The sequence below is a fragment of the Streptomyces naganishii JCM 4654 genome (genome assembly GCF_014650575.1).
Taxonomy (GTDB): Bacteria; Actinomycetota; Actinomycetes; order Streptomycetales; family Streptomycetaceae; genus Streptomyces; species Streptomyces naganishii.
On the sequence record NZ_BMVF01000017.1, the window covers coordinates 131,214 to 155,260 of the forward strand.

Below are 24,047 nucleotides of genomic sequence, written 5' to 3' on the forward strand. Positions count from 1 at the left end.
TCGGGGTCGCCCCCGGCTGATTACCCGTCAGTCGCGGTCGTTCTTCACCGGTCTCCCACGCGTGCCGGGGGAATCCAACGGCCCGAGATGTCGAAATCGGCGTTCCGGTTGCGCTCGGCGCTGAGTAAAGTACCCGGTGCGATACGGGGATGCGACGATACGTGAAGACGGTGCACGAAGCGGACGGGGGACGATGGCGGCCGGGTTATTCGAAGGGCAGTATGTGTGGCACCCGGCGGCCGACGACCGCGTGCTGGCGAGTGTCTGCGTCGACATCCGGGCGGGGCGCTGGGCGAGCGCCCGGGCCGCCCTCACCGAGGCGCGCGGCGACTTCTCCCTGCGCGCCCACCGCTCCCTGGTGGTGGCCTCCGAGGCCGCCGACTCCGACCTCGCCGAACGCTGGCTGGCCGAGGAGCCCGTGCCCGAGGCCGCGCTGGTGTGGGCGCGGGTGGCGGTGCACCGGGCGCTGCGCGCGGCCGACGCCGGCGACGGGCGCGCCGAGGCCCTCGAGCGCATCGCGCTCTCCGCCTGCGAGCGCGCCTCGGCCATGAGTCCCGCCGACCCCACCCCGTGGGTCGCCAAGCTGGCCATGGCCCGGCTGCACCGGCCGCGCGACCCCGCGCCGCAGGGGCTGCTGACCGCGCCGCCCGGGCCCTGGCGGCTCTTCGCGCACGTCCTCTCCCTCGACCCGTGGCACCGCGAGGCCCACCACCGCTTCCTGGCCTTCTTCTTCGCCCGCCACGGCGGCTCGGTCAACGCCGCCTGGGACGTCGCCGCCTTCCTGAGCCAGCGCGCCCCCGCCGACTCCGCGCTGCGGCTGCTGCCGCTGGTCGCGCTGGTGGAGAGCTACAACCCCACCCAACTGCTCGCCGAGCGGGTCTGGGAGGAGCCCCAGTGGCGCTCCGCCGCACTCGCGGCCTACCAGAACTGGCTGCCCACGGTGGCCGGTTACCGCTTCACCCCGGTGCTGGACCTGGCCTACCTCGGGCACGCCCTGCTCATGGCCAAGCGCGAGTTCGAGGCCCGAGCGGTGCTCACCGCCATGGGCCCCTACGCCTCACGGATGCCGTGGTGCGCCTTCGGCGACCCGGTGGAACAGCTGTCCCGGGCCCGGCGCGCCTGCGGGCTGCCCGTCCCGCCGTCTGTCTGACCCTCTTCCGACCCCCACCGAGAGAAAGGCCCACCCGTGACGGAACGCATACCGGCTCCGCGCGCCCGTGCGCGCGGCGCGCACAGCGGCCGCCCCAAGGCGGACCAGAGCGCGCTCGACGACGACGCGACCCTGCACGCGATGGGTTACCCGAGGAAACTCACGCGCAGATTCCAGGCGTTCGACAACTTCGCCATCTCATTCACCATCATCAACATCATCTCGGGTATTTTCTCGTCCTTCGGATTCGGCATGAACGCGGGCGGTCCCCGCATTCTCGTATTCGGCTGGATCGGTGTATCCGTGATGGTCCTCTTCGTCGGGGCGGCCATGGCGGAAGTGGCCTCCGCTTATCCGACGAGCGGGGCGCTGTATTTCTCGGCCGGGAAACTCGCCAAAAAGCACAAGGGCGCCTGGTCGTGGTACACCGGGTGGCTGAACTTCGTCGGGCAGGTGGGCGGCACCGCCGCGACCGGGTACGCCGCGGCCACCTTCATCCAGGCGTTCGTGGCCCTCCAGTGGCCGTCCTACCGTCCGACGGCCCACCAGACCGTACTGATCACCGCGCTGATCATCGTCCTTCAGGGGCTGGCCAACACCTACACCGTCCAGCTCGTCGCCGTCCTGAACCGGATCTCCGTGTGGTGGCTGCTGGTCGGCCTGGTCGTCATCGTGACCGCGCTGGTCGCCGTGCCCGACCACCACCGCCCGGCTTCCTTCATCACGCATTTCGCGAACAACACCGGTTTCACCAGCGGGCTTTACGGCGGCATGCTCGGCCTGCTCGTCACCAGCTGGACGTTCACCGGCTTCGACGGCAGCTTCCACATGTCCGAGGAAACCGTCCAGGCCACCGTCAACGCCCCCAAGGGCATCACCCGTTCGATAGCCTATTCCGCCGTCACCGGTCTGATCCTCATGCTGGCCCTCGTCTACAGCATTGGCGACTACGACAGCGTGGCTAGCGCGTCCGCACCGCCCGTCCAGATCCTCATCGACGCCCTCGGGCTCGGCACCGCCAAGGCGCTGCTGCTCATCGTGATCGGGGCCATGCTCTTCTGCGGGCTGGCCAACCTGACCAGCAACACCCGGCAGATCTTCGCCTTCTCCCGGGACGGCGCCATGCCCGGCTCCCGCTGGTGGCACTCGGTCTCGCCGCGCACCCGCACCCCCGTCAAGGCGGTGTGGCTCGCGGTGGCCTGCTCGCTCGCGCTGGTCCTGCCCGGCTGGTGGTCCCACACGGCCTTCACGGCCATCGTCAGCGTCAACGTCGTGGGCCTCTTCCTCGCCTACGCCGTCCCGATCCTGCTGCGGCTGCGCCTCGGCGCGGAGTTCCAGGCCGGGCCCTGGCACCTCGGCCGCTGGGGGCGCCCGGTCGGCGTGGTGGCCGTCACCTGGATCGCCCTGAGCAGCGTGCTGTTCATGCTGCCCCAGGCCTCGCCGATCACCGTCGACTCTTTCAACTACGCCCCCATCGCCCTGGCCGCGGTCCTGCTGGTGGCCACCGTCTGGTGGTTCACCACAGCCCGCCGCCACTTCCAGGGCCCGGTCAGCTACGGCGGCCCGGACGAGGTGGCGGCCATGGACCTCATCTGACCGTCGGATGGGGTGTCCTGCCGGGCCGGGACCCGCGCCCGGCGCCCGGGGTACGCCCGCGCCCAGGTCACGCCAGTGGTGGAGACCAATATTGGTGGGCGTGGCGTGTGTCGAAGTGCTGGTCGGGGGCCGGGGGCGACGTCATAGTGGGCGCATTGCCGTGCACGGACCCGCTGCCCGCCCCGACTCGGACACCTGGGGGTCTCACACCCATGAGCAGATCCGGACCGCCGTCCCGCAGATCCGTCCTGGCCGCCGCCGTGGTCACCGCGGTGGCGGGCGGCACGTCACCGGCGACCGCCGCCCCCGCCACCGCGCGCAACACCACCGCGCCCAGCGGCACCGCGCCCGGGGACACCGCCCCGGCCCGCCAGGTCGACTACCGGGCCTGGACCACGTACGCCGAATGGCGCACCGGCACGGCGCTCGGCACCCGCGCCCTCGCCGGCCCGCGCCCCGGCATCGTGATCGCCGCCCCGGCCGGCACCACCGACTACACCGACCCCCACACCGGCACCACCGCCACCTGGGAGTACGCCACCTGGACCTCCCCCGTGCACCGCCTGTGCGTCCCCGCCACCGAGGCGGTCGCCTCCTGGAACGCCCACACCCCGACCGGCACCTGGATCCAGACCGAGCTCCAGGGCACGTACTCGGACGGCACGCGGACCCCCTGGTACGTCATGGGCCGCTGGGCGGCCGGTGACGAGGACATCAAACGGACCTCCGTCGACGGCCAGACCGACGGCAGGAGCACCATCTGGACCGACACCTTCGCCGTCGACGACCCCGCCTCCGGCCTGCGCCTGGCCTCCTACCGCCTGCGGCTCACGCTCCACCGCCGCCCCAGCACGCGGCTCACCCCCACGGTGTGGCGGATCGGCGCCATGGGCTCCGACGTCCCCGACCGCTTCACGGTCCCCGCCTCCACCCCCGCGCACCCCGCGAGGGAACTGGTCGTCCCGCGCTACTCCCAGGAGATCCACGCGGGCCAGTACCCCCAGTACGACAACGGCGGCGAGGCCTGGTGCAGCCCCACCTCCTCGCAGATGATCATCGAGTACTGGGGCGGCCGGCTGACCCCCGGGCAGCTCTCCTGGGTCGACCCCTCCTACGCCGACCCGCAGGTCTGCCACGCGGCCCGCTCCACGTACGACTACCAGTACGCGGGCTGCGGCAACTGGCCCTTCAACGCGGCCTACGCGGCCACCTTCGAGGACCTCCAGGGCGTAATCACCCGCCTCGGCTCCCTCACCGACCTCGAGACGCTGATCGCCGCCGGCATCCCGGCCATAACGTCCCAGTCCTTCCTCAAGTCCGAACTGACCGGCGCCGGTTACGGCACCTCCGGCCACCTGATGACCGTCATCGGCTTCACCGCCGAAGGCGACGTCATCGCCAACGACCCGGCCTCACCGAGCGACGAGGCGGTCCGACGCGTGTACCAGCGCCGGGAGTTCGAGAACATCTGGCTGCGCACCAAGCGCCACAACGCCTCCGGCAAGGTCGTCTCCGGCTCGGGCGGCGTCTGCTACCTGTACTTCCCGACCCACCCGACCCCACGGCAGCGCAAGGCCCTTGCCGCCGTGGGCGTGTGCTGACCCGGGTCATACGCCGGCGCGCGGGCCCCGGGCGACCGGGGCCTTCGGCCGACGCCCCGGCCCGCGCGTGACCGACCTGCCATACTGCCGGTGTCCTGCCGCCGGCTGGAGACCAGGGTCGAATTGAAGACGAGCGAGCAGCCCGAGACCGTCCACCCCCAGGCCACCGAACCGCCCCGGACGGGCAGGGCCCCCGGCCGGGCACGCGGCACCGAGCGCTCCTCGGCGCGCCGCGCCGAACTCATCGCCATCGGACGCCGGCTGTTCGCCGACACCTCCTACGACGCCCTGTCGATGGACGACATCGCCCGGCAGGCCCACGTGGCCAAGGGCCTGATCTACTACTACTTCCAGTCCAAGCGCGGCTACTACCTCGCGATCGTCGAGGACTCGGTCGCCGACCTGGTCACCTCCGCGGCCGGCGGCCCGCAGCGGCCGGCCGTGGACCGCGTGCACCGCACGATCGACGGCTATCTGCGCTACGCCGAGCACAACCAGGCCGCGTACCGCACCATCGTCAGCGGCGGCGTCGGCTTCGACACCGAGGTGCACGCCATCCGGGACGGCGTGCGCGAGGCGATCGTCGCCACCATCGCGGAGGGCGCCTACGGCCGCCGTACGATCGCCCCGCTGGCCCGGATGGGCCTGCTCGCCTGGGTGTGCGGCGTCGAGGGCGCCACCCTCGACTGGATCGGCCGGCCCGGGCTCAGCCGCGACACCATGCGCGAGCTGCTGGTGAAGACCCTCGGCGGGGCGCTGCGCGCCATCGAGGAGCTCGACCCCGCCCACCCGGCCCCGGGCCCCGCCCGCCGCGACGGCTGAGCAGGGATGCGGGCCCGCGCGGGAGCACGTACCCTTTCTTGAAGTAAGCGGTCGTTAACCGGTGACTCCGTGCCGCCGATCGGGCATACTCACAGCGCACAGCCGCTGGTCAGCAGCTTCCGTGACCCGGGACTGCCGCGCCGGCTGGGCCCGAGGAAGACTCCGGCGGAGCCGCCCCACCCAAGGCGCACGTCCGCCGATGTGCCCGACAAGGGAGGAGAGCGTCGCCATGCCCGACCGCGCCCCGCAGCCGGTGGACCGGCAACTGCCCACGGACGAGGCCCGGGACCTGATCTCGCTCGTCCGCGACATCGCGCAGCACGAGATCGCCCCCAAGGCGGCCGAGGAGGAGGACGCCGGACGCTTCCCCCGCGAGGTCTTCGCCCTGCTGTCCCGCTCGGGACTGCTCGGCCTGCCCTACGACGCCGAGTACGGCGGCGGCGAGCAGCCGTACGAGGTGTACCTCCAGGTCCTCGAGGAGCTGGCCGCGGCCCGCCTCACGGTCGGCCTGGGCCTGAGCGTGCACACGCTCGCCTCCTACGGCCTGGCCGCTTACGGCACCAAGGAGCAGCAGACCGAGCACCTGCCCGCGATGCTCGGCGGTGGCCTGCTCGGCGCCTACGCCCTGTCCGAGCCGGCCTCCGGCTCCGACGCCGCCTCACTGCGTACGAAGGCGGTCCGCGACGGCGACGGCTGGGTGATCACGGGTACCAAGTCCTGGATCACGCACGGCGGGGTCGCCGACTTCTACACCGTCATGGCCCGCACCGGCGAAGAGGGTCCCCGCGGCATCACGGCCTTCCTGGTGCCCGGCGACGCGGAGGGCCTGAGCGCCGCCGCGCCGGAGAAGAAGATGGGCCTCAAGGGCTCCCCGACCGCGCAGATCCACCTCGACGGGGTGCGCGTCGGCGACGAGCGCCGCATAGGCGAGGAGGGGCAGGGCTTCGCCATCGCGCTGTCCGCGCTCGACTCCGGACGCCTCGGCATCGCGGCCTGCGCCATCGGACTCGCCCAGGCCGCGCTCGACGAGGCGGCCGCCTACGCCACCGGGCGCCGGCAGTTCGGGCGGCCGATCTCCGACTTCCAGGGCATGCGCTTCATGCTCGCCGACATGGCCACGCAGATCGAGGCGGGCCGGGCGCTGTACCTGGCGGCGGCCCGGCTGCGGGACGCCGGCCGGCCGTTCGCCCGGCAGGCGGCCATGGCCAAGCTGTTCTGCACGGACACGGCCATGAAGGTGACCACCGACGCCGTCCAGGTGCTCGGCGGGTACGGCTACACGGCGGACTTCCCCGTCGAGCGGTACATGCGCGAGGCCAAGGTGCTGCAGATCGTCGAGGGCACCAACCAGATCCAGCGGATGGTCATCGCCCGTCACGTCGCGGGTCCCGAGACCCGCTGAACTGCCCGAGGCCCGGGAAGGGCGCCGCGAGCCGTACCCACTCCGGGTCGTGGCGCCCCGGCAGGGTGCGGCCCCGGTCGGCCCAGGTGCGTACCAGGGCACGGTAGATCGGCGGATCGGGAAGCTGCGGCGGCGCGGGCGGCGGAACCGATTCTGCGGGCACCGGCACGAAAATCCGGCGACGACGTGCCGGTGACGATTGGGTACGGGTCATACCCGACCAACGCCCCCACGCCACCCCAGGTCACCGCCCGCGCATATCGCGCGTGAGTTCCCGGCCGTCCGCGCGGCCGCCCGACCGGTACCGGACACGTGCCGCCCGGGCCCCGGCGGGCCGTCGCGGCGAGCACGTGCCAGCCCCGGCCTGCGGCCGCGCGCGCCGTGCCTGTGCTGTGCCGGGCCCGTGCCGCGGCTCACTGCGGGGCTCGCCGGGCGCATGCGGGACCCGGCCCACGGCAGGTGCGCCGCACGCGCCCCTGGATCCAGCTCACGGGCGGACCGCGCCGAACCGCTTACGGGCGGACCGCGCCCGGCACGCCCTCCTGTCGCGGTGAGGCACGCCGCCCCTGCGCCGGACACTCCGTCCACGGCCGCGCATGCCGCACGCGTGCCGAACCCGGCCCACGGCAGGATCGCCGGGCGCGTGCTTCACCCAGCTCACGGGCGGGCCGTGCCGGGGCATGGCGGGAACAGGCAGGACCCGGCCCACGGCCGGGCGTCGTGCCGGGCCGGTCCGCGGACCGGGGGCCGTGGGTGGGAAAGGGAAGCGTCGCTCAGGCGGCGTGGCGGCGCATGGCCGGGACCCGCATCGGGCGGGAGCCCGGGCCGCCGACGTGGGAGAAGGGCTGCGTGCGCCAGTCGAGCCCCTGCGGGAGCGTCAGCAGCAGGGCGGTGTCCTGCTCCTGCGGCTCGACCGACTCGTCCGCGGGACGGGCCTCGGACGCCCTGCGGCCCGTACCGGCGCAGACCGAGAGCCCGAACGGGTTCCACGGCGAGGCGCACAGCGCGTGCTCCGGCAGGACGTCCTCGTCCGCCAGCAGGGCGATGGGCTGCGCGCACTCCGGGCAGATCACCCGGTACATCTCGAAGGTGTCGTACGCGTCGCTCTCGGTGTCGAACTCGTCCGGTTCGACGCCCTCCGGAGCGGGCTCGACGACCGGCTGCCGGCGCTTGGGCACAGAACGACCAGGGCGCTTGAGACTCTGCATGGGATTCTCCCCCTAAGGCTGGGCCGTGAAGGCGCTGCGGCCTCGACCACAGCAAGCACTTCCCCCGCGCCCTCCGGGGTAATCACGAGAACATCACGCAGAGGCGCCAAGGGCTGTGGTCTTCGTCACATGCCGCGCGCAGGTGCCCGGGCTGCCGAGCTATCCGCGGAGATCAAGCACACGGTAGGTTCTTGCGCCATGGAGGAGCTGGACCGGCAGATCGTGCAGCTGCTCGTCAAGGACGGGCGGATGAGTTACACCGACCTGGGCAAGGCCACGGGCCTGTCCACCTCGGCCGTGCACCAGCGCGTGCGCCGGCTGGAGCAGCGCGGTGTCATCCGCGGCTACGCCGCGGTCGTCGACCCCGAGGCCGTGGGCCTGCCCATGACCGCCTTCATCTCGGTCAAACCCTTCGACCCCAGCGCCCCGGACGACATCGCGGACCGCCTGGCCGGCGTACCGGAGATCGAGGCCTGCCACAGCGTCGCCGGCGACGAGAACTACATCCTCAAGGTCCGCGTGTCCACCCCGCACGAACTCGAGGAACTCCTCGCGAGGGTGCGCACCCTGGCCGGCGTCTCCACCCGCACCACCGTCGTCCTCTCCACTCCCTACGAGGCCCGGCCGCCCCGCATCTGACCCGTCCGGGCGGCCCGGGGCGCCGCGGCGGCCGCCCTGCGTGCCGGGCGCCCCGGCGCAGGCGCGAGACTGGTGCCCATGAGTGAGCACACCGCCGAGCCCCAGACCGTCCTCCTGCGCCGTGGCGAGGTCCACAGTCCCGCGGACCCGTTCGCGACCGCCATGGTCGTCGAGGCGGGGCACGTGGCGTGGGTCGGTTCCGAGGGGGCGGCCGACGCCTTCGCGGGCGGCGTCGACGAGGTGATCGACCTGGACGGCGCCCTGGTCACCCCGGCGTTCACCGACGCGCACGTGCACACCACGGCCACCGGACTCGCGCTCACCGGCCTCGACCTGTCCGGCGCCCCCTCCCTGGAAGCGGCCCTGGCCCGCGTACGGGAGTTCGCCGCCGCCCGCCCCCACGACCGGGTGCTGCTAGGCCACGGCTGGGACGCGGCCCGCTGGCCCGGCGGCCGCCCCCCGGCGCGCGCCGAACTTGACGAGGCCACCGGAAACCGCCCGCTCTACCTGAGCCGCATCGACGTCCACTCCGCGGTCGTCACCACCGCCCTGCTGGACCTCGCCGGACTCGGCCCGGTGGACGGCCCGCTGACCGGTGACGCCCACCACACCGTGCGCGCCGCCGCGTTCGGCGCCGTCACCCCCGTCCAGCGCGCCGGGGCGCAGCGCGCCGCGCTCGCCCACGCGGCCTCCCTCGGCATCGGCTCGGTGCACGAGTGCGGCGGCCCGCACATCTCCTCCGAGGACGACTTCACCGGCCTGCTGCGCCTGGCCGCCGAGGAGCCGGGCCCCCGCGTGGTGGGCTACTGGGCCGAGCAGGACGTGGACAAGGTCCGTCAACTCGGCGCGCTCGGCGCGGCCGGCGACCTCTTCGCGGACGGCTCCATCGGCTCGCACACCGCCTGCCTGCACTCCCCGTACGCCGACGCCGACCACTCCGGCACCCCCTACCTGGACGCGGCCGCGGTCGCCGCCCACGTCACCGCCTGCACCGAGGCCGGCCTCCAGGCGGGTTTCCACGCCATCGGCGACGCCGCCGTCACGGCCGTCGTGGACGGTGTGCGCGCCGCCGCCGAGAAGGTCGGCCTGCCCCGGATCCGCGCCGCCCGGCACCGCGTCGAACACGCCGAGATGCTCACCCCCGAGACCGTCGCGGCCTTCGCCGAGCTGGGCCTGACCGCGTCCGTGCAGCCGGCCTTCGACGCGCTGTGGGGCGGCGAGCACGGCATGTACGCCCAGCGCCTGGGCGCGGAACGGGCCCGCACCCTCAACCCCTTCGCGGCCCTGCTGCGCGCGGGCGTCCCGCTCGCCTTCGGCTCCGACAGCCCGGTCACGCCCCTCGACCCGTGGGGCACGGTGCGCGCGGCCGCCTTCCACCACACACCCGAGCACCGCGTCTCCGTGCGGGCCGCGTTCACCGCGCACACGCGCGGGGGCTGGCGGGCCGTCGGCCGCGACGACGCCGGCGTCCTGGTGCCCGGCGCCCCGGCCGACTACGCCGTCTGGCGCACCGGCGAGCTCGTCGTCCAGGCCCCCGACGACCGGGTCGCGCGCTGGTCGACCGACCCGCGCTCGGGCACCCCCGGCCTGCCCGGCCTGGACCCGGGCGGTGACCTGCCCGTCTGTCTGCGGACCGTGGTGGGCGGACGGACGGTGTTCGTACGGCCGGGCGAGTGATCTGCCGGGGTGGCGCGGCGGCGAAGATCGTCCGCCGCCCCGTCGCACGACCTGCGCATCCTCGGCGCCGGCCCGGAGCGCAGCATGGTCCGCGCAGGTCAGCGGCGTGTTTGACAGGCGACGGCAGGGGGCCGGTAGGTTCTGCCGGGTCCACCACCGCCACGCCCGGCCGGGGAACTTCCGTACCCGCGTCGCAGTGCCGCTGGGTCAGGGACGGTGTGCCGCACCGGGTCACCGTCACTGGGAGCCAGGCTCAGCGTCCGCGTCGGCGGGGGAACGTTCCGGACGGTCGGCAAGGTGTGACCCGGGTGGGGCCCGGCCGCTCAGTAGACAACGGCTTTCGGTAGATCCGCAGCCAGCGGGTCCCAGGTCGGCCCGAAGGGCGCCGGGCCCCCATCCGCAGACCGCTCGCGGTGATCATCTTCGTGATCGTCCCAAGAGAGCACTCTTACCCCGCTCTTGTGGAACCGACACCCCCGTACGAACGTGGTGTCACGTCCTCGCAGGCCGTGACCACTATGGTGGTCCCCTGCGTACGGAAATGAAGGGGCAGCAGTGAACGACGGCGACGGCACCCTCGCGGCTCGGGCCCAGGACAGGCGGTTCGGTCCGCTCGGCACCGCTTTGGTGATCATTCCGACCTACAACGAGGCGGAGAACATCAAGGCGATCGTGGGCCGGGTGCGCAAGGCCGTCCCCGAGGCGCACGTCCTCGTGGCCGACGACAACAGCCCCGACGGCACCGGCAAGCTCGCCGACGAGCTGGCCGCCGAGGACGGGCAGGTGCACGTGCTGCACCGCAAGGGCAAGGAGGGTCTCGGCGCCGCCTACCTGGCCGGCTTCCGCTGGGGCCTGGAGCGCGACTACGGCGTCCTGATCGAGATGGACGCCGACGGCTCCCACCAGCCCGAGGAGCTGCCCCGGCTGCTGACCGCGCTCAAGGGCGCCGACCTGGTGCTCGGCTCCCGCTGGGTGCCGGGCGGCCGCGTGGTGAACTGGCCGCGCTCCCGCGAGTTCCTCTCGCGCGGCGGCAGCACCTACTCGCGGCTCATGCTGGACGTGCCGATCCGTGACGTCACCGGCGGCTACCGGGCGTTCCGGCGGGAGACCCTGGAGGGCCTCGGGCTCGACCAGGTCGCCTCGCAGGGGTACTGCTTCCAGGTGGACCTGGCCCGCCGCGCGGTCCGGGCCGGCTACCACGTGGTCGAGGTGCCGATCACCTTCGTGGAGCGGGAGCTCGGCGACTCCAAGATGAGCCGGGACATCGTCGTCGAGGCGCTGTGGCGGGTGACGTCCTGGGGCGTGGGGGAGAGGGTGAGCAAGCTCACCGGCCGCCGCGGCGGAACCTCGCGCTAGCGCTTATCCCGCACTGAGCGGGGCCCAGGCACACTGGAAGCATGACGACAGGCCTTCCGACCTCTTCGCACTCCACCCGGCCGGCCCGGCCGCGGCGCTCCCGCGCGCGCAGGTATCTGCCGCTCGCGGTCGCCGTCTGGCTGGTGCTGGAGATCTGGCTGCTGACGGTGGTCGCGGGTGCGGCGGGCGGCCTGACCGTCCTCCTCCTGCTGGTGGCCGGGTTCGTGGCCGGCGCCACCGTGATGAAGCGCGCCGGCCGCCGCGCGTTCCGGAATCTGAACGAGGCGGTGCAGCGCGGCGGCACCCCGTCCTCGCGCCGCGGTGGCAACGGCTGGCTGATGCTGGCCGGTCTGCTGCTGATGATCCCCGGCGTGATCTCGGACGCGCTCGGTCTGCTCCTGCTGATCCCGCCGGTGCAGCGCGCGGTCGGCCGCTCTGCGGAGCGGACGGTGGAGCGCAAGCTGCGCGTCGCCGCCCCCGGCACCCTGGGCGACGCCTTCCAGCAGGTCCGCATCCACCGCCCGGACGGCAAGGTCGTCCCGGGCGAGGTCATCAGGGAGCAGCAGGACGACGACCCTCAGGACCCGCGCCGCCCGCTGACCCGCTGACCGTGCCCGCCGACCCGCTGGGGGTCACCCGGACAAGCCGAGGGCGCCGTACGTGAAAACGTACGGCGCCCTCGGCAACTCACGTGCGCTGGTGGACCGGACCGGCCGCCCGCGGGAACTACGCGCTCTTGCGGCTGTCCCGAGGATGAACGGCGATGTTCATCGCACCGGACCGCAGCACGGCCAGACGCTCCTCGAGGACCTCTTCGAGCTCCTCACGGGTGCGCCGCTCCATCAGCATGTCCCAGTGCGTACGCGCAGGCTTGGCCTTCTTCTCCTCAGGTCCGTCGCCATCCACGAGGAGTGCCTGGGCCCCGCAGACCTTGCACTCCCACTCCGGCGGGATCTCCGCCTCGACCGAGAAGGGCATCTCGAAGCGGTGCCCCTTCTCGCATGCGTACTCCACGGCCTGGCGCGGAGCCAGGTCGATACCGCGGTCGGTCTCGTAGCTGGTCACCACGAGGCGCGTGCCGCGAAGAGCTCGCTCACTCATGAATCGTGCCTCCCGGGCTTGTCGCCCACAGGACAGGTGTCGCTGTCGTCGTCATCCGGTCAACGTCCGGTCGGCCGTGAAGATTCCCGTTCCGATCTCCCGTTCCGGGTCATGCGTCGCCGTCGTAGCCGCAGCCTTGTCAACCAGTGCAGTACCCACCGGCGCCCGGTTTGTCACATCTGCTAGGAGATGTCACCCAGCGTTTCGGCATCTTTGACGCGCAGTAACGGTACGCCTGGCAGGCCAAACGCGTACACTACAGCCCTTTCGCCGCGAGTGCTAAATCCGATCGGGGACCGGATTGCCCGCGTCGTGGATCGCCCGCCCCACCGGCACCCGCGCGAGCAGCACGAACCCGATGGCGAAGAACGCCACCAGCGAGACGATCGCGTCCCGGTAGCTCCCGGTCAGCTGGTAGGTCACGCCGAACAGCAGCGGCCCCAGCCAGCTCATGCCCCGGTCGCTCATCTCGTACGCCGAGAAGTATTCGGCCTCCTTGCCCGGCGGCACCAGGTGCGAGAACAGCGACCGCGACAGCGCCTGGCTTCCCCCGAGGACCAGTCCGATCCCGGCCGCCAGCACGAAGAACCACACCGGCCGTCCGGCGGGGAGGAAGAACCCCGCCGCCAGCGTCACCGTCCAGGCCACCAGCGAGCCGAGGATCGTGCGCTTCGCCCCGTACGTCCGGGCGAGGCGCCCCATGCCGAGCGCTCCCGCCACCGCGAGCACCTGCACCATCAGCACCGCCGTGATCAACGTCGACTGGCTCAGGTCCAGTTCCTCGGAGCCGTAGACGGAGGCCTGGGAGATCACCGTCTGGATGCCGTCGTTGTAGACGAGATAGGCGAGCAGGAAGGCCAGGGTGAGCGGTTTGCCCCGCATGTCCCGGACGGTCGCGGCCAGTTGACGCCAGCCGTGCACCGGCGGCCCGACGGCGGCCGTACGGCGGTCGCGCAGCCGCTTCAGCGGTACGAGCGTGAACAGCCCCCACCACAGGCCGGCCGAGGCCAGGCAGATCCGCACCGCCATCGCCCCGGACACGCCGAAGGAGCCGTGGGCGGTGAACAGCACCAGGTTCGCGATCAGCACCAGCGACCCCGCCGCGTAGCCGAAGGCCCACCCCCGGGAGGAGACCGCGTCACGCTCCTCGGGCGGGGCGATCTGGGGCAGGTAGGAGTTGTAGACGACCATCGACACGGCCACCGAGGCGTTGGCGACGATCAGAAGAAAGCCGCCCAGCAGATAGCGGTGGCCGTCGAGGAGGAACAGGCCCGTGGTGGCGCCCGCGCCCGTGTAGGCGGCGGCCGCGAGCAGCGGCTTCTTGCGCCCGGTGCGGTCGGCGGCGGCGCCCGCGAGCGGCATCACCAGGATCGCCAGGATCACGGACGCCGAGACGCAGTAGGCGAAGAACGACCCGGCCCGCACCGGTATCCCCAGCGGGTGCACGAACCCGTCCGCGTCGGCGGCCGCCCGGGCCACCGAGGTGAGATAGGGGCCGAGGAACACGGTGAGCACGCTCGTCGAGTAGACCGAGCAGGCCCAGTCGTAGAAGTACCAGCCGCGCTGTTCGCGCCGCCGCCCGGCGGTCTCGTCGTCCGCCTGTGCCCGCACGGTGTCGGTGCCCACCCGTGCCCTCGCTTCCCCGCTCAAGTCGCCGCGCGGGCCCGCCGAGGGCGGCGGCGCGGGCTCAGGCCCAGACGCCCCGGTCCTCCATGACCTCGCGCAACGTGTCGATGTGATCGGTCATGATGCCATCGACCCCGAGGTCCAGGAGCCGGTGCATCCGCTCGGGCTCGTTGACCGTCCACACGTGCACCTGCAGCCCGCGCGCGTGGGCGGCGCGCAGGAACAGCGGATCGACCACCGGGACGCCCGACTGCGACACCGGCACCTGAGCGGCGACGGCCGAGCGGCGCAGCGCGGCCGGCACACCCCAGGAGCGCAGCCGCAGACCCAGCACCCCGCGCGTGCCGTACGACGTCGCCAGGCGCGGCCCGGCCAGCCGCTGCGCCCGGACCACCCGCGCCTCGGAGAACGAGCCGACGCAGACGCGCCCCCACGCGCCCGTGCGCTCGATCAGGTCCAGCAGGGGAAGCAGCGCGGGCTCCGCCTTGACGTCGATGTTCCAGCGCACCTCGGGGAAGGTCTCCAGCAGCTCCTCGAACAGCGGCACCGGCTCCCGGCCGCCCACGCGCGCCTGGCGCACGTCCTCCCAGGGCAGGTCCGCGATCCGGCCCGAGCCGTCGGTGACCCGGTCCAGGGTCGTGTCGTGGAACGCGACCAGCCGGCCGTCCGCGGTGGCGTGCACATCCGTCTCGATGTAGCGGTAGCCGAGCGCGACCGCGCGCCCGAACTGCGCCACCGTGTTCTCCACGCCGTCGGCGGCGCCGCCGCGGTGCGCGAAGGCGATGGGGCCCGGGTGGTCGAGGTAGGGGTGGCGTACGTGCGTGGTCACGGACGCAGTATCACCCTTTCGGGTGTACCCGCGGCAACGACGGCGCTGCCCGCGGCCGCAGCCGGGACGTCGAACACGCGCAGGAAGAGCTGGGCGAGCGGGCCGATCGCGACCGCGTACAGCAGCGTGCCGACGCCGATGGTGCCGCCGAGGAGGAAGCCGGTGACGACGACCGCCACCTCGACGACCGTGCGCATCAGGCGGATCGAGCGGCCGGTGCGCCGGTGCAGACCGGTCATCAGGCCGTCGCGCGGGCCGGGCCCGAAGCGGGCGGCGATGTAGAGGCCGGTGGCCACCCCGTTGAGCACGATGCCCGCCAGCATCAAGGGAATGCGCACGGCCAGTGTGCGGGCGTCCGGCAGCACGGCGAGCGTGCCGTCCATGGCGAGGCCCACCACGAAGACGTTGGAGATCGTGCCCAGGCCCGGCCTCTGACGCAGCGGGATCCACAGCAGCAGCACCGCCGCGCCCACGACGATGGACACCACGCCGATCGTCAGGCCCGTGAGCTCGGCCAGGCCCTGATGGAGCACGTTCCACGGTTCCAGGCCGAGGCCGGCCCTCACGAGCAGCGCGGAACTCGCGCCGTACAGCGCGAGACCGGTGTAGAGCTGGACCAGTCGGCGCCCGAGACGGGCCTGCGTGGACAAAGTGTCCCCCCTGGTGGTGGAAGTGGCCTGGTGCATGACACTCTGTGGCGTGGGGAGGGGACCCATCCATGGCCAATCCGGGGAAGGTGGACTGATCGGCATGGCGCAGTGGACCTCGGCGGTGGGCGCCGCGCAACTCGCCCGGCTGCTCAACTCCCAGCAGGACCGCCCGGCGGGACCGGGCATGCGCCGCCCGCCCGCCTACCGGGCGCTCGCCGACGGAGTGCGGCTGCTGGTGCTCGAGGGCCGTGTGCCGGTCGCCGCCCGGCTGCCCGCCGAGCGGGAGCTGGCCCTCGCCCTGTCCGTCAGCCGCACCACGGTCGCGGCCGCCTACGAGGCGCTGCGCACCGAGGGCTTCCTGGAGTCCCGGCGCGGCGCGGGCAGCTGGACGGCGGTGCCGGCCGGCAACCCGCTTCCCGCGCGGGGCCTCGAACCGCTGCCGCCGGAGGCCCTCGGCTCGATGATCGACCTGGGCACCGCCGCGCTGCCCGCCCCCGAGCCCTGGCTCACCCGCGCCGTCCAGGGCGCCCTTGAGGAGCTGCCGCCCTACGCCCACACGCACGGCGACTACCCGGCCGGGCTGCCCGCCCTGCGCGCGATGATCGCCGAGCGCTACACCGCGCGCGGGATCCCCACCATGCCCGAGCAGATCATGGTGACCACCGGCGCCATGGGCGCCATCGACGCCATCTGCCACCTCTTCGGCGGCCGCGGCGAGCGCATCGCCGTGGAGTCGCCGAGCTACGCCAACATCCTCCAGCTCATGCGCGAGGCCGGCGCCCGGCTGGTGCCGGTGGCCATGGCCGAGGGGCTCACCGGCTGGGACCTGGACCGCTGGCGCCAGGTGCTGCGCGAGGCCGCGCCCCGGATCGCCTACGTCGTCGCCGACTTCCACAATCCGACCGGCGCCCTCGCCGACGAGGACCAGCGGCGCCGCCTGGTGGAGGCCGCCCGGTCGGCGGGGACGGTGCTCGTCGTGGACGAGACCATGAGCGAGCTGTACCTGGAGCCGGGGCTGGAGATGCCCCGGCGGGTATGCGGCTTCGACCCGGCCGGCTCCACGGTCATCACCGTGGGCTCCGCCAGCAAGGCGTTCTGGGCCGGGATGCGCATCGGCTGGGTGCGCGCCGCCCCCGACGTGATCCGCAGCCTCGTCGCCGCGCGTGCCTACGCCGACCTCGGCACGCCGGTGCTGGAGCAGCTGGCCGTGAACTGGCTGTTCAGCACCGGAGGCTGGGAGCAGGCCGTCGAGGTGCGGCGCGGACAGGCCCGGGAGAACCGGGACGCGCTGGTCGCGGCGGTCCGGCGCGAGCTGCCCGACTGGGAGTTCGAGGTCCCCCGGGGCGGCCTCACCCTGTGGGTGCGCACCGGCGGCCTCTCGGGCTCCCGCCTGGCCGAGGCCGGCGAACGCGTCGGCGTCCGGGTCCCGTCCGGGCCGCGCTTCGGCGTCGACGGCGCCTTCGAGGGCTACGTCCGGCTGCCGTTCACCGTGTCCGGAGCAGTCGCCGAGGAAGCGGCGACCCGCCTCGCGGCAGCAGCCCACCTGGTGACCACGGGAGCCCCGGGCGGCGGCGAGCCGCCCAGGACGTTCGTGGCGTAGCCCGGCGGTCCCGGGCGCGTCAGGAAGGCTCCGGCACCGCGGCCTCCCTGGGAACGGGGGAGTCCTCCGGGACGGTCTCCCCGTCCGCCGGGGTCGTCTTCGGGGGGAGGAGGTCCAGTACCGCCTCGCGGTGGACCTTGTTCGCCGAGTCGTCGTAGGGGTCGGGCGTCGCCGGGACCTGGAGGCGGTGCACGGGGCCGGTGCCCAGCCGGGCGTATCCGCGGCCGGGCGGGACGACGGAGAGCGGGGTGGTGTGCGGCGGCGCCCCGAGCACCGCCTTGAGCTGCTCGGGCGTCGCCGGGCCGAGCACGACACGCGCGCGCGTGTGCTGCCGTACCGCGTCGCCCAGCGCGTCCGCGTTGTCGAACTGCTCGGCCACGACCACGGTCACGTTGACCGCGCGGCCGTGCCGCAGTGGCACCTGGAGGAGGGACTGCGGGTCCTTGCGGCCGTCCGCGTCCGCGAGGTGGGTGAAGGCGGTGGGCCGGTCGAGCAGCAGCCACAGCGGCCGCTTGGTGTCGTCCGGCGGCGGATGCCCCGCCTGCCGCGCGCGGTTGACGGCGATCAGGCGGCGCTCGGTCTCCGTGGCCGCCCACTCCAGGCTGGCCACCACCCCGGCCGGCCCGCACTCCACCGCGAGGACCCCGTCGCGCCCGGTCAGGCAGGCGTACTCACCGGTGCCGCCGCCGTCGACGATCAGCACGTCGCCGTTCTGCAGCGCCTGGAGCGCGATGGAGCGCAGCAGCGTCGACGTGCCGCTGCCCGGCTGGCCGATCGCCAGCAGGTGCGGCTCGGTGGAGCGCAGCCCCGTGCGCCACAGCACCGGCGGGACGTCGCGCTTCTCCTCGCCGTAGGCGAGCGGCACCGTGCGCTGCACCTCGCTCGGGTCGGTGAACCCGAGCACCGTCTCGCCCGGCGCGGTCACGAAGCGCTGCGCGGGGACGTCGGCGGGCAGCGGGGACAGCGCGGTGACCGTGAGCTGGTTGCCCTCCTCGTCCCAGCCGAACAGGTACTCCCGGCCGCGGCCGGCCTTGGCGGTGAGCAGGTGCTCCACGCGCGCGCGGGACTCCGCCTCCCCGTCGGTGAAGTACGCGGGGTAGCGGATCAGCAGATGGGACACGCGGCCCGAGTCGTCGAACTCGTAGGAGGGGAAGGCCTTCTCCCACTCGCCGCCGTGCGCGTACAGCGGCGCCGGGTCGTCGGCGGCCGAGAAGTACGGCACCAGGGCCTCGTACAGCGCGGACAGCCGCTGCGCGCGCGCCTCGTCGGGGCCCTTGGGCCGCGCCGGGGTGCGTTCGCGGCCCTGCCAGGCGGCCGCCGCCGTGATCACGAGGCCGGCGAGCAGGGGGCCGTACGGCACCAACGCCACGACCAGGATCAGGGAACCCACCAGGAACAGCAGTGGCCCGCGCCGGTCCTTGGGGGTCTCCGCCCACCTGCGCCGCCCGGCCGAGGCCAGCCGGCGCAGACCCCGGGACACGGTGATCAGCGGGTGCAGGATGTCGGTGGCACTGTCGGCCGCCGTCCGGGCCAGCTCCCGGCTCCGGGCGAGCTGCGCGCCGCCAGTGCTCAGAATGCGGGGGAGGGGACGCCGGGCCACTGCTGCCTCCTGTGTGTGCTGCGTGGGGTGACGTGCGGCGGAGTCAGAACCTCATGCCGCCGAGCAGGCTCGCCAGGCCCTCGCCGCCGGCTCTGATGGTCGGCGCGATGGTCGTGCTCGCGAGGTAGAACCCGAACAGGATCGACACGCACGCGTGCGAGGGCTTGAGTCCGTCCTTGCGGAAGAAGATGAAGCCGATGGTGCCGAACAGGACGACGCCTGAGATGGAGAGGATCATGGGGGGTCTCCTGGTGTCGAGAGGGGACAGTCACCCTGAGTTCTTCCAGCATCACAGCATGTATCCATATGACAAAAGGTGCAACTGGGTGAATTTCCTCCTATTTCCTTCCTCTGGCGGTATCGGACCGGGTGGTTGAGCGGCCGGATGCGCCCGACCGTGTTCACGCGCGGCGTGGATGATCTCTGCCTCGGGCACATCGGGTCATGTGTCCTACGAGCCAGTACCCTGGCGATTCACTCGTACGGACGGCACCGGCCTGCGGCCGCACACCGCCCGTACGCTTGCTCCCGCAGTGCCGACGTTCGCAGTGAGAGGCGGTCCGTCCGATGAGTGAAGCCCCCGACCCCGAGGTCGTGGAGCTGGCGACCAAGATCTTCGATCTGGCCCGGCAGGGCCGGACCGAGGAGCTCGTCGCCTACGTCGACGCGGGCGTTCCGGCCGACCTCACCAACGACCGCGGCGACAGCCTGGTCATGCTCGCCGCCTACCACGGCCACGCCGACGCCGTCCGCGCCCTGCTGGCCCGCGGCGCCGAGGCCGACCGCGTCAACGACCGCGGCCAGACACCCCTCGCGGGGGCGGTTTTCAAGGGCGAACAGGACGTCATCGAGGTCCTGCTCGAGGCCGGCGCGGACCCCGGCGCGGGCACGCCGTCGGCCGTCGACACGGCCAGGATGTTCGGCAAGACGGAGCTGCTGCGGCTGTTCGGCGAGCAGTGATCCCCGGGGCCGCGGACAGCCGCCGCGACCCCTTTGAACAGGCACGACAAGGAAAACGGGGGAGGCGGTACGGGGCCGCCGGAAATATCGGTCGCGGCAGCTTGCGGGCCGGGTCATCATGACGTCGTGGTTCACGGACGCGATGGCTGGGCAGGTGATGCCGCACCGCGCGGCCCGTGACGCGGTCCGCATGGGCCACCGACGAGAGGCAGAGGAAGATGGTCTACAGCAAGCAAGAGACGGCGGGCGCACCGACGTGTTGTCGCGTAGCCAGGTAATGCGTGTTCCCCGGTTGCGTCGACGCTTGATGTGAGGCTGTTTCCCATGTTCGATCCGGTCATAGCGCCCAGTGGCACGCTGCTCGGCCTGCTCCAGCGGGGCCGCGGCGACGGCACCCTGCACGCGCTCACCGCACCGCGCGCCGAAGCGCTCGCGGCGCTGAACCAGTGCGTGCTGCACGACCCCCGCCACGACTGGCAGGTGGAGAACCGCTCCCTGTACTACGCCCGGCTCTTCCTCGACCTGAACGGCGAGCTGGACGCCCTTGAGGCGCACCTCTTCGACCCCGAGGACGTCCTCGACACCGACGAGTCCCGCACCGGGCTCGCCCTCGCCGTCCTCGGGCACCTCGCCTCGTACGGCAGGCGCGACGCCCTCACCCTGCTGCGGCGGTACGCGGCCACGGGCTCCAACTGGGCCTGGGCCCTGGACGAGCTGGCGCTCAGGGACGACGACGCCGGCCTGCGCTCCCTGGCCGCGCCCGTCCTCGCGCGCTTCCCCACCGACGCCGAGGGCGAGGCCGAACTCGCCGCCGCCGTACGCGACGCCTTCGAACCGCGGCCCTGGCGGCTGTGGGCCGAGGACCCGCGGGAATCGATCGCCACGCGCGTGCGTGCCGCCCACGAGACCGGGTGCTTCGACCGCTGGCAGCGGCAGATGCGGCCCACCGGGCCGCGTCCCGGCTGGAGCGTGCGGGCCGTGTTCGAGTGGGCCCAGCAGGGCTTCGAGCGGGGCGCCGCGCTGCACGTGCCGGCCGCCCGCTGCCTGGTCGCCGTCGCCGGCCCCGAGGACCGGTCCGAGATCCTTCGGGCCGCCCGTGAGGGCTCCGACGGCGCCCGCTGCACCGCCCTGCGCTACCTCGCCGACGGCGACGACCCCGAGGCCCTCGACCTGATCGAGGCTGCCGTGTCCGACGGTTCGGTGACCGTGGTGGAGGCCGCCGTCGGCGCCTTCGAGCGCATGCGCGGCGCCGTCGCCGTCGACCGGGCCCGGCGCTGGGCCGGGCGTCCCGACGCGCTCGGCGCCGCCGCCGGCCGCATGCTGGCCTGCCGCGGCGGCACCCGCGACCGTGAGCTGGTCCTCGCGGCCCTCAGGGAGGCCGTACGCGGCGAGAGCCCCGACGCGCCCGCCTTGTGCACCCTCGTCGACGGCGTCGGCCGGCTCCGCATCACCTGCGCCGCCCCCATCCTGCGCCACGTCTACCGTGAGACCGCCTCGTCCCACCTGCGCGGCCGCGCGGCCCGCGCGCTCGCCGCGACCGACCCCTCCTTCGCGGCCGGGTTCGCCGTCGAATGCCTGTGGGACTGCGAGGAGAGCACCCGAGAACTCGCCGCCCGGCACGCCGAGACCGGCGACACACGCGTGGTGGAACGCCTGCGCAGACTCGCCGCCGACCCGGCCGAGGAGGCTGAGGTCCAGACAGCCGTGCGCAGCCGGATCGGCCCCGACACCCCCGCGGCCTGACCAACCCGCCCGACCGGACGACGGCCCCCCGAACCGACGGCGCCGGCCGGCGGTGCGGCGCCCTTGAGCGGTCGTGCGGGGCAACGCTCACGGGGCGTTCCCCGGGTGGAAAGATCGACGTTGACGGGGCCACGTCCGGTGCGGCGACAACACCGGTATGCGTGTCGTCATCGTGACCGAATCCTTTCCCCCCGATGTGAACGGCGTGGCCCACTGCGCGCTCCAGACCGCCCGGCACCTCGTCGACCGCGGTCACGCCCCCCTCGTCGTCGCTCCGGCCACCGCCGCCGCGACGGGGCCCGACGCCGAGGCGCCCTGCCCCGTGGTCCGCGTCCCCTCCCTCCCGCTCCCGGGCTACCCCCAGGTCCGCGTCGCCCTCCCCAGCCGGCGCGTCGCCGCCGCGCTCACCGAGCACCGCGCCGACCTCGTCCACCTGGCCGGCCCCTTCGTGCTCGGCGTCCGCGGCATGGCCGCCGCGGCCCGGCTCGGCATCCCGGCCGTCGCCGTCTACCAGACCGACCTCGCCGGCTACGCCCGCACCTACATGGGCGCGGGCGAGGCCGCCGCCTGGCGGCGCCTGCGCTCCGTGCACCGCGCCGCCGACCTCACCCTGGCCCCCTCCACCGCCGCCCTGCGTGACCTGGAGGCGCACGGCGTGCCCAGGGTCGGCCTGTGGCCGCGCGGCGTGGACACCGTCCGCTTCCACCCCGCCCACCGCGACGAGGCACTGCGCCGCGAACTCGCCCCCGCCGGCGAGCTGATCGTGGGCTACGTCGGCCGGCTCGCCCCCGAGAAGCAGGTCGAACTCCTCACCGGCGTCCACGGCCTGCCCGGCGTCCGGGTCGTGGTGGTGGGCGACGGCCCCAGCCGGGCACACCTGGCCGGCGCCCTGCCGGACGCGGTCTTCCTGGGCCGCCGCACCGGCGGTGAACTCGCCCGGATCTTCGCCTCGCTGGACGTCTTCGCGCACACCGGCCCCTTCGAGACCTTCTGCCAGACCGTGCAGGAGGCCATGGCCAGCGGCGTCCCCGTCGTCGCGCCCGCCGCCGGCGGCCCGCTCGACCTGGTCGCCCACGGCCGCACCGGCCTGCTGGTCCCGCCGCGCGACACGGCCGCCGTACGCGAGGCGGTGCGGACGCTGGCCGCGGACCCCGCGCGCCGCGCCGCGTACGGGGCCGCCGGGCGGGCCGCGGTGGAGGGCCGCACCTGGGCCGCGGTCGGCGACCGTCTCCTCGGCCACTACGACGACGTCCTCGCCGCCCGCCGGACGGCGGTGGCCGCATGAGCGCCGGCACCCGCGGCGGCGGACCGCTGACGATCGTACGGCTCGCCAACTTCGTCGCCCCCGCCTCCGGCGGCCTGCGCACCGCCCTGCGCGAACTCGGCAAGGGCTACGCGGCGGCAGGGCACCACCCGGTCCTCGTCGTCCCCGGCGAACGGCACACCGACCGGGACACCGAGCAGGGCCGGGTGATCACCCTGCCGGGACCGCTCCTGCCCGGCACCGGCGGCTACCGCGTCCTGACCGGCACACGCCGCCTTGCCGCCCTCCTGGAGGAGCTCGCCCCGGACCGCCTTGAGGTGTCCGACCGCACGACGCTGAGGTGGACCGGCAAGTGGGCCAGACGGGCCCGGATCCCCGCCGCGATGGTGTCCCACGAGTCGGCCTACGGCGTGCTGCGCACCTGGGGCCTGCCCGAGGACCTCGCCCGACGGGCCGCCGACTCGCTCAACACCCGCACCGCGCACACCTACGCGCGCGTGGTGTGCACCACGGGGTTCGCCGAGCGCGAGTTCGTCCGGATCGGCGCCCGCAACGTCGTACGCGCCCCCCTCGGCGTCGACCTGACGGAACGCCACCCGGTGCTGCGGTCGGCGGCACTGCGGGACCGGTACGCGAGCGCGGACCAGGCGCTGCTGCTGATGTGCTCCCGGCTGTCGGTGGAGAAGCGGCCGGGCCACGCGCTGGACGCACTGGAGGCGCTGCTGCGGCGGGGCAGGCGGGCGGTGCTGGTGGTGGCCGGGGACGGCCCGCTGCGGGCCCGGCTGGAACAGCGGGCCCGTGAGCGCGCCCTGCCGGTCGCCTTCCTGGGGCACGTCACCGACCGGGCCCTGCTCGCCGCGTTCCAGGCCTCCGCCGACGTGTGCCTGGCGCCCGGACCGGCGGAAACGTTCGGGCTCGCCGCGCTGGAGGCGATGGCCTGCGGCACGCCCGTGGTGGCGAGCGCGTCCTCCGCGCTGCCCGAGGTCATCGGCCCGGCCGGCGCGAGCGCGGCGGACCACGGGGAAGCCTTCGCCGACGCCGTGGAGCGACTGCTGTCCCGCCCGCACCGGGAGCGGCGCGAGGCGGCACGCGCCCGTGCCGAGTGCTTCGGCTGGTCAGCGTCCGTACAGGCGTTCCTGGCCGCCCACGACGCGCGGGCTGTCCCGGACCCGGCCGTCTTGGGACCGGCTGTGCCGGACCCGGCCGTCTTGGGACCGGCTGTG

At 73.7% G+C, this 24,047-nt stretch carries 22 protein-coding genes; 14 read left to right on the top strand and 8 right to left on the bottom strand.

Annotation, left to right across the window (positions count from 1 at the left end; all coding sequences use genetic code 11):
* The first annotated feature begins 193 nt into the window (after positions 1 to 193).
* The 5 genes from IE217_RS27055 to IE217_RS27075 all read left to right on the top strand — a co-directional run bounded on the left by IE217_RS27055 (position 194) and on the right by IE217_RS27075 (position 6,571).
* A complete protein-coding gene (locus IE217_RS27055; RefSeq protein WP_190180559.1) occupies positions 194 to 1,150 on the top strand; it encodes a hypothetical protein in 957 nt (318 codons plus the stop codon).
* A 36-nt stretch (positions 1,151 to 1,186) separates the two neighbouring features.
* Positions 1,187 to 2,746, top strand: coding sequence for an amino acid permease (locus IE217_RS27060; protein WP_190180560.1), 1,560 nt, complete (start codon positions 1,187 to 1,189; stop codon positions 2,744 to 2,746).
* A 212-nt stretch (positions 2,747 to 2,958) separates the two neighbouring features.
* Entirely contained in the window at positions 2,959 to 4,347 is a 1,389-nt protein-coding gene (locus IE217_RS27065) for a C39 family peptidase (protein ID WP_190180561.1), read from the top strand.
* A 123-nt stretch (positions 4,348 to 4,470) separates the two neighbouring features.
* Positions 4,471 to 5,169 (top strand): TetR/AcrR family transcriptional regulator, encoded by a 699-nt coding sequence (locus IE217_RS27070; RefSeq protein WP_190180589.1) that lies wholly within the window; start codon positions 4,471 to 4,473, stop codon positions 5,167 to 5,169.
* 229 nt (positions 5,170 to 5,398) lie between these two features.
* Positions 5,399 to 6,571 carry an acyl-CoA dehydrogenase family protein gene (locus tag IE217_RS27075; protein ID WP_190180562.1) on the top strand — a complete coding sequence of 391 codons (1,173 nt, stop codon included), beginning with the start codon at positions 5,399 to 5,401 and terminating at the stop codon, positions 6,569 to 6,571.
* Here IE217_RS27075 and IE217_RS35465 read toward each other — a convergent pair.
* Positions 6,534 to 6,785 (bottom strand): hypothetical protein, encoded by a 252-nt coding sequence (locus IE217_RS35465; protein ID WP_373298139.1) that lies wholly within the window; start codon positions 6,783 to 6,785, stop codon positions 6,534 to 6,536. The two genes, IE217_RS27075 and IE217_RS35465, sit on opposite strands and share 38 nt — an antisense overlap.
* Before the next feature lie 559 nt (positions 6,786 to 7,344).
* A complete protein-coding gene (locus IE217_RS27080; RefSeq protein ID WP_190180563.1) occupies positions 7,345 to 7,779 on the bottom strand; it encodes a hypothetical protein in 435 nt (144 codons plus the stop codon).
* 198 nt (positions 7,780 to 7,977) lie between these two features.
* Between IE217_RS27080 and IE217_RS27085 the strand changes: the two genes are divergently transcribed.
* The 4 genes from IE217_RS27085 to fxsA all read left to right on the top strand — a co-directional run bounded on the left by IE217_RS27085 (position 7,978) and on the right by fxsA (position 12,059).
* Positions 7,978 to 8,418 carry an Lrp/AsnC family transcriptional regulator gene (locus IE217_RS27085; RefSeq protein ID WP_016827147.1) on the top strand — a complete coding sequence of 147 codons (441 nt, stop codon included), beginning with the start codon at positions 7,978 to 7,980 and terminating at the stop codon, positions 8,416 to 8,418.
* A 78-nt stretch (positions 8,419 to 8,496) separates the two neighbouring features.
* Positions 8,497 to 10,095, top strand: coding sequence for an amidohydrolase (locus IE217_RS27090; RefSeq protein WP_190180564.1), 1,599 nt, complete (start codon positions 8,497 to 8,499; stop codon positions 10,093 to 10,095).
* Between the two features lie 555 nt (positions 10,096 to 10,650).
* On the top strand, positions 10,651 to 11,451 hold the full coding sequence (locus IE217_RS27095; protein ID WP_190180565.1) for a polyprenol monophosphomannose synthase: 801 nt from the start codon (positions 10,651 to 10,653) through the stop codon (positions 11,449 to 11,451).
* A 41-nt stretch (positions 11,452 to 11,492) separates the two neighbouring features.
* A complete protein-coding gene (gene fxsA / locus IE217_RS27100) occupies positions 11,493 to 12,059 on the top strand; it encodes an FxsA family membrane protein (RefSeq protein WP_190180566.1) in 567 nt (188 codons plus the stop codon).
* A gap of 118 nt (positions 12,060 to 12,177) precedes the next feature.
* Here the strand turns inward: fxsA and IE217_RS27105 are convergent, their stop codons facing one another.
* The 4 genes from IE217_RS27105 to yczE all read right to left on the bottom strand — a co-directional run bounded on the left by IE217_RS27105 (position 12,178) and on the right by yczE (position 15,693).
* Positions 12,178 to 12,552 carry an RNA polymerase-binding protein RbpA gene (locus IE217_RS27105; protein ID WP_003977404.1) on the bottom strand — a complete coding sequence of 125 codons (375 nt, stop codon included), beginning with the start codon at positions 12,550 to 12,552 and terminating at the stop codon, positions 12,178 to 12,180.
* 279 nt (positions 12,553 to 12,831) lie between these two features.
* Positions 12,832 to 14,178, bottom strand: coding sequence for an MFS transporter (locus tag IE217_RS27110; RefSeq protein WP_190180567.1), 1,347 nt, complete (start codon positions 14,176 to 14,178; stop codon positions 12,832 to 12,834).
* A 61-nt stretch (positions 14,179 to 14,239) separates the two neighbouring features.
* The gene (locus tag IE217_RS27115) at positions 14,240 to 15,007 is read right to left on the bottom strand and encodes a glycerophosphodiester phosphodiesterase family protein (RefSeq protein ID WP_190180568.1); all 768 of its coding nucleotides are present in this window, start codon (positions 15,005 to 15,007) and stop codon (positions 14,240 to 14,242) included.
* Positions 15,004 to 15,693 (bottom strand): membrane protein YczE, encoded by a 690-nt coding sequence (gene yczE, locus IE217_RS27120; protein WP_190180569.1) that lies wholly within the window; start codon positions 15,691 to 15,693, stop codon positions 15,004 to 15,006. The genes IE217_RS27115 and yczE overlap by 4 nt, the downstream gene beginning before the upstream one ends.
* 64 nt (positions 15,694 to 15,757) lie before the next feature.
* Between yczE and IE217_RS27125 the strand changes: the two genes are divergently transcribed.
* Positions 15,758 to 17,257: an SCO1417 family PLP biosynthesis transcription factor gene (locus tag IE217_RS27125; RefSeq protein ID WP_190180570.1), complete on the top strand. Its 1,500-nt coding sequence runs from the start codon at positions 15,758 to 15,760 to the stop codon at positions 17,255 to 17,257.
* A gap of 19 nt (positions 17,258 to 17,276) precedes the next feature.
* Here the strand turns inward: IE217_RS27125 and IE217_RS27130 are convergent, their stop codons facing one another.
* Together IE217_RS27130 and IE217_RS27135 are read right to left on the bottom strand one after the other, a co-directional pair.
* Positions 17,277 to 18,857: a P-loop NTPase family protein gene (locus tag IE217_RS27130; RefSeq protein ID WP_190180571.1), complete on the bottom strand. Its 1,581-nt coding sequence runs from the start codon at positions 18,855 to 18,857 to the stop codon at positions 17,277 to 17,279.
* A 43-nt stretch (positions 18,858 to 18,900) separates the two neighbouring features.
* On the bottom strand, positions 18,901 to 19,095 hold the full coding sequence (locus IE217_RS27135) for a hypothetical protein (RefSeq protein ID WP_190180572.1): 195 nt from the start codon (positions 19,093 to 19,095) through the stop codon (positions 18,901 to 18,903).
* Between the two features lie 329 nt (positions 19,096 to 19,424).
* On the opposite strand from IE217_RS27135, the gene IE217_RS27140 reads away from it, so the two are divergent.
* The 4 genes from IE217_RS27140 to IE217_RS27155 all read left to right on the top strand — a co-directional run.
* Positions 19,425 to 19,817 (top strand): ankyrin repeat domain-containing protein, encoded by a 393-nt coding sequence (locus tag IE217_RS27140; protein WP_190180573.1) that lies wholly within the window; start codon positions 19,425 to 19,427, stop codon positions 19,815 to 19,817.
* A 324-nt stretch (positions 19,818 to 20,141) separates the two neighbouring features.
* Positions 20,142 to 21,560, top strand: coding sequence for a HEAT repeat domain-containing protein (locus tag IE217_RS27145; protein WP_190180574.1), 1,419 nt, complete (start codon positions 20,142 to 20,144; stop codon positions 21,558 to 21,560).
* 157 nt (positions 21,561 to 21,717) lie between these two features.
* Positions 21,718 to 22,845, top strand: coding sequence for a glycosyltransferase family 4 protein (locus IE217_RS27150; RefSeq protein ID WP_190180575.1), 1,128 nt, complete (start codon positions 21,718 to 21,720; stop codon positions 22,843 to 22,845).
* A partial coding sequence (locus IE217_RS27155; protein WP_190180576.1) for a glycosyltransferase occupies positions 22,842 to 24,047 on the top strand: 1,206 nt, incomplete at its 3' end. The genes IE217_RS27150 and IE217_RS27155, both read left to right, overlap by 4 nt.

Excerpts from the sequence above, each read along its gene's own strand:
- IE217_RS27075 (WP_190180562.1), top strand. The coding sequence starts at position 5,399 with ATGCCCGACCGCGCCCCGCAGCCGGTGGACCGGCAACTGCCCACGGAC.
- IE217_RS27125 (WP_190180570.1), top strand. The coding sequence starts at position 15,758 with ATGGCGCAGTGGACCTCGGCGGTGGGCGCCGCGCAACTCGCCCGGCTG.
- fxsA (WP_190180566.1), top strand. The coding sequence starts at position 11,493 with ATGACGACAGGCCTTCCGACCTCTTCGCACTCCACCCGGCCGGCCCGG.
- IE217_RS27135 (WP_190180572.1), bottom strand. The coding sequence starts at position 19,095 with ATGATCCTCTCCATCTCAGGCGTCGTCCTGTTCGGCACCATCGGCTTC.
- IE217_RS27080 (WP_190180563.1), bottom strand. The coding sequence starts at position 7,779 with ATGCAGAGTCTCAAGCGCCCTGGTCGTTCTGTGCCCAAGCGCCGGCAG.
- IE217_RS27145 (WP_190180574.1), top strand. The coding sequence starts at position 20,142 with ATGTTCGATCCGGTCATAGCGCCCAGTGGCACGCTGCTCGGCCTGCTC.
- IE217_RS27105 (WP_003977404.1), bottom strand. The coding sequence starts at position 12,552 with ATGAGTGAGCGAGCTCTTCGCGGCACGCGCCTCGTGGTGACCAGCTAC.
- IE217_RS27090 (WP_190180564.1), top strand. The coding sequence starts at position 8,497 with ATGAGTGAGCACACCGCCGAGCCCCAGACCGTCCTCCTGCGCCGTGGC.
- IE217_RS27150 (WP_190180575.1), top strand. The coding sequence starts at position 21,718 with ATGCGTGTCGTCATCGTGACCGAATCCTTTCCCCCCGATGTGAACGGC.
- IE217_RS35465 (WP_373298139.1), bottom strand. The coding sequence starts at position 6,785 with ATGACCCGTACCCAATCGTCACCGGCACGTCGTCGCCGGATTTTCGTG.
- IE217_RS27085 (WP_016827147.1), top strand. The coding sequence starts at position 7,978 with ATGGAGGAGCTGGACCGGCAGATCGTGCAGCTGCTCGTCAAGGACGGG.
- yczE (WP_190180569.1), bottom strand. The coding sequence starts at position 15,693 with ATGCACCAGGCCACTTCCACCACCAGGGGGGACACTTTGTCCACGCAG.
- IE217_RS27065 (WP_190180561.1), top strand. The coding sequence starts at position 2,959 with ATGAGCAGATCCGGACCGCCGTCCCGCAGATCCGTCCTGGCCGCCGCC.
- IE217_RS27140 (WP_190180573.1), top strand. The coding sequence starts at position 19,425 with ATGAGTGAAGCCCCCGACCCCGAGGTCGTGGAGCTGGCGACCAAGATC.
- IE217_RS27055 (WP_190180559.1), top strand. The coding sequence starts at position 194 with ATGGCGGCCGGGTTATTCGAAGGGCAGTATGTGTGGCACCCGGCGGCC.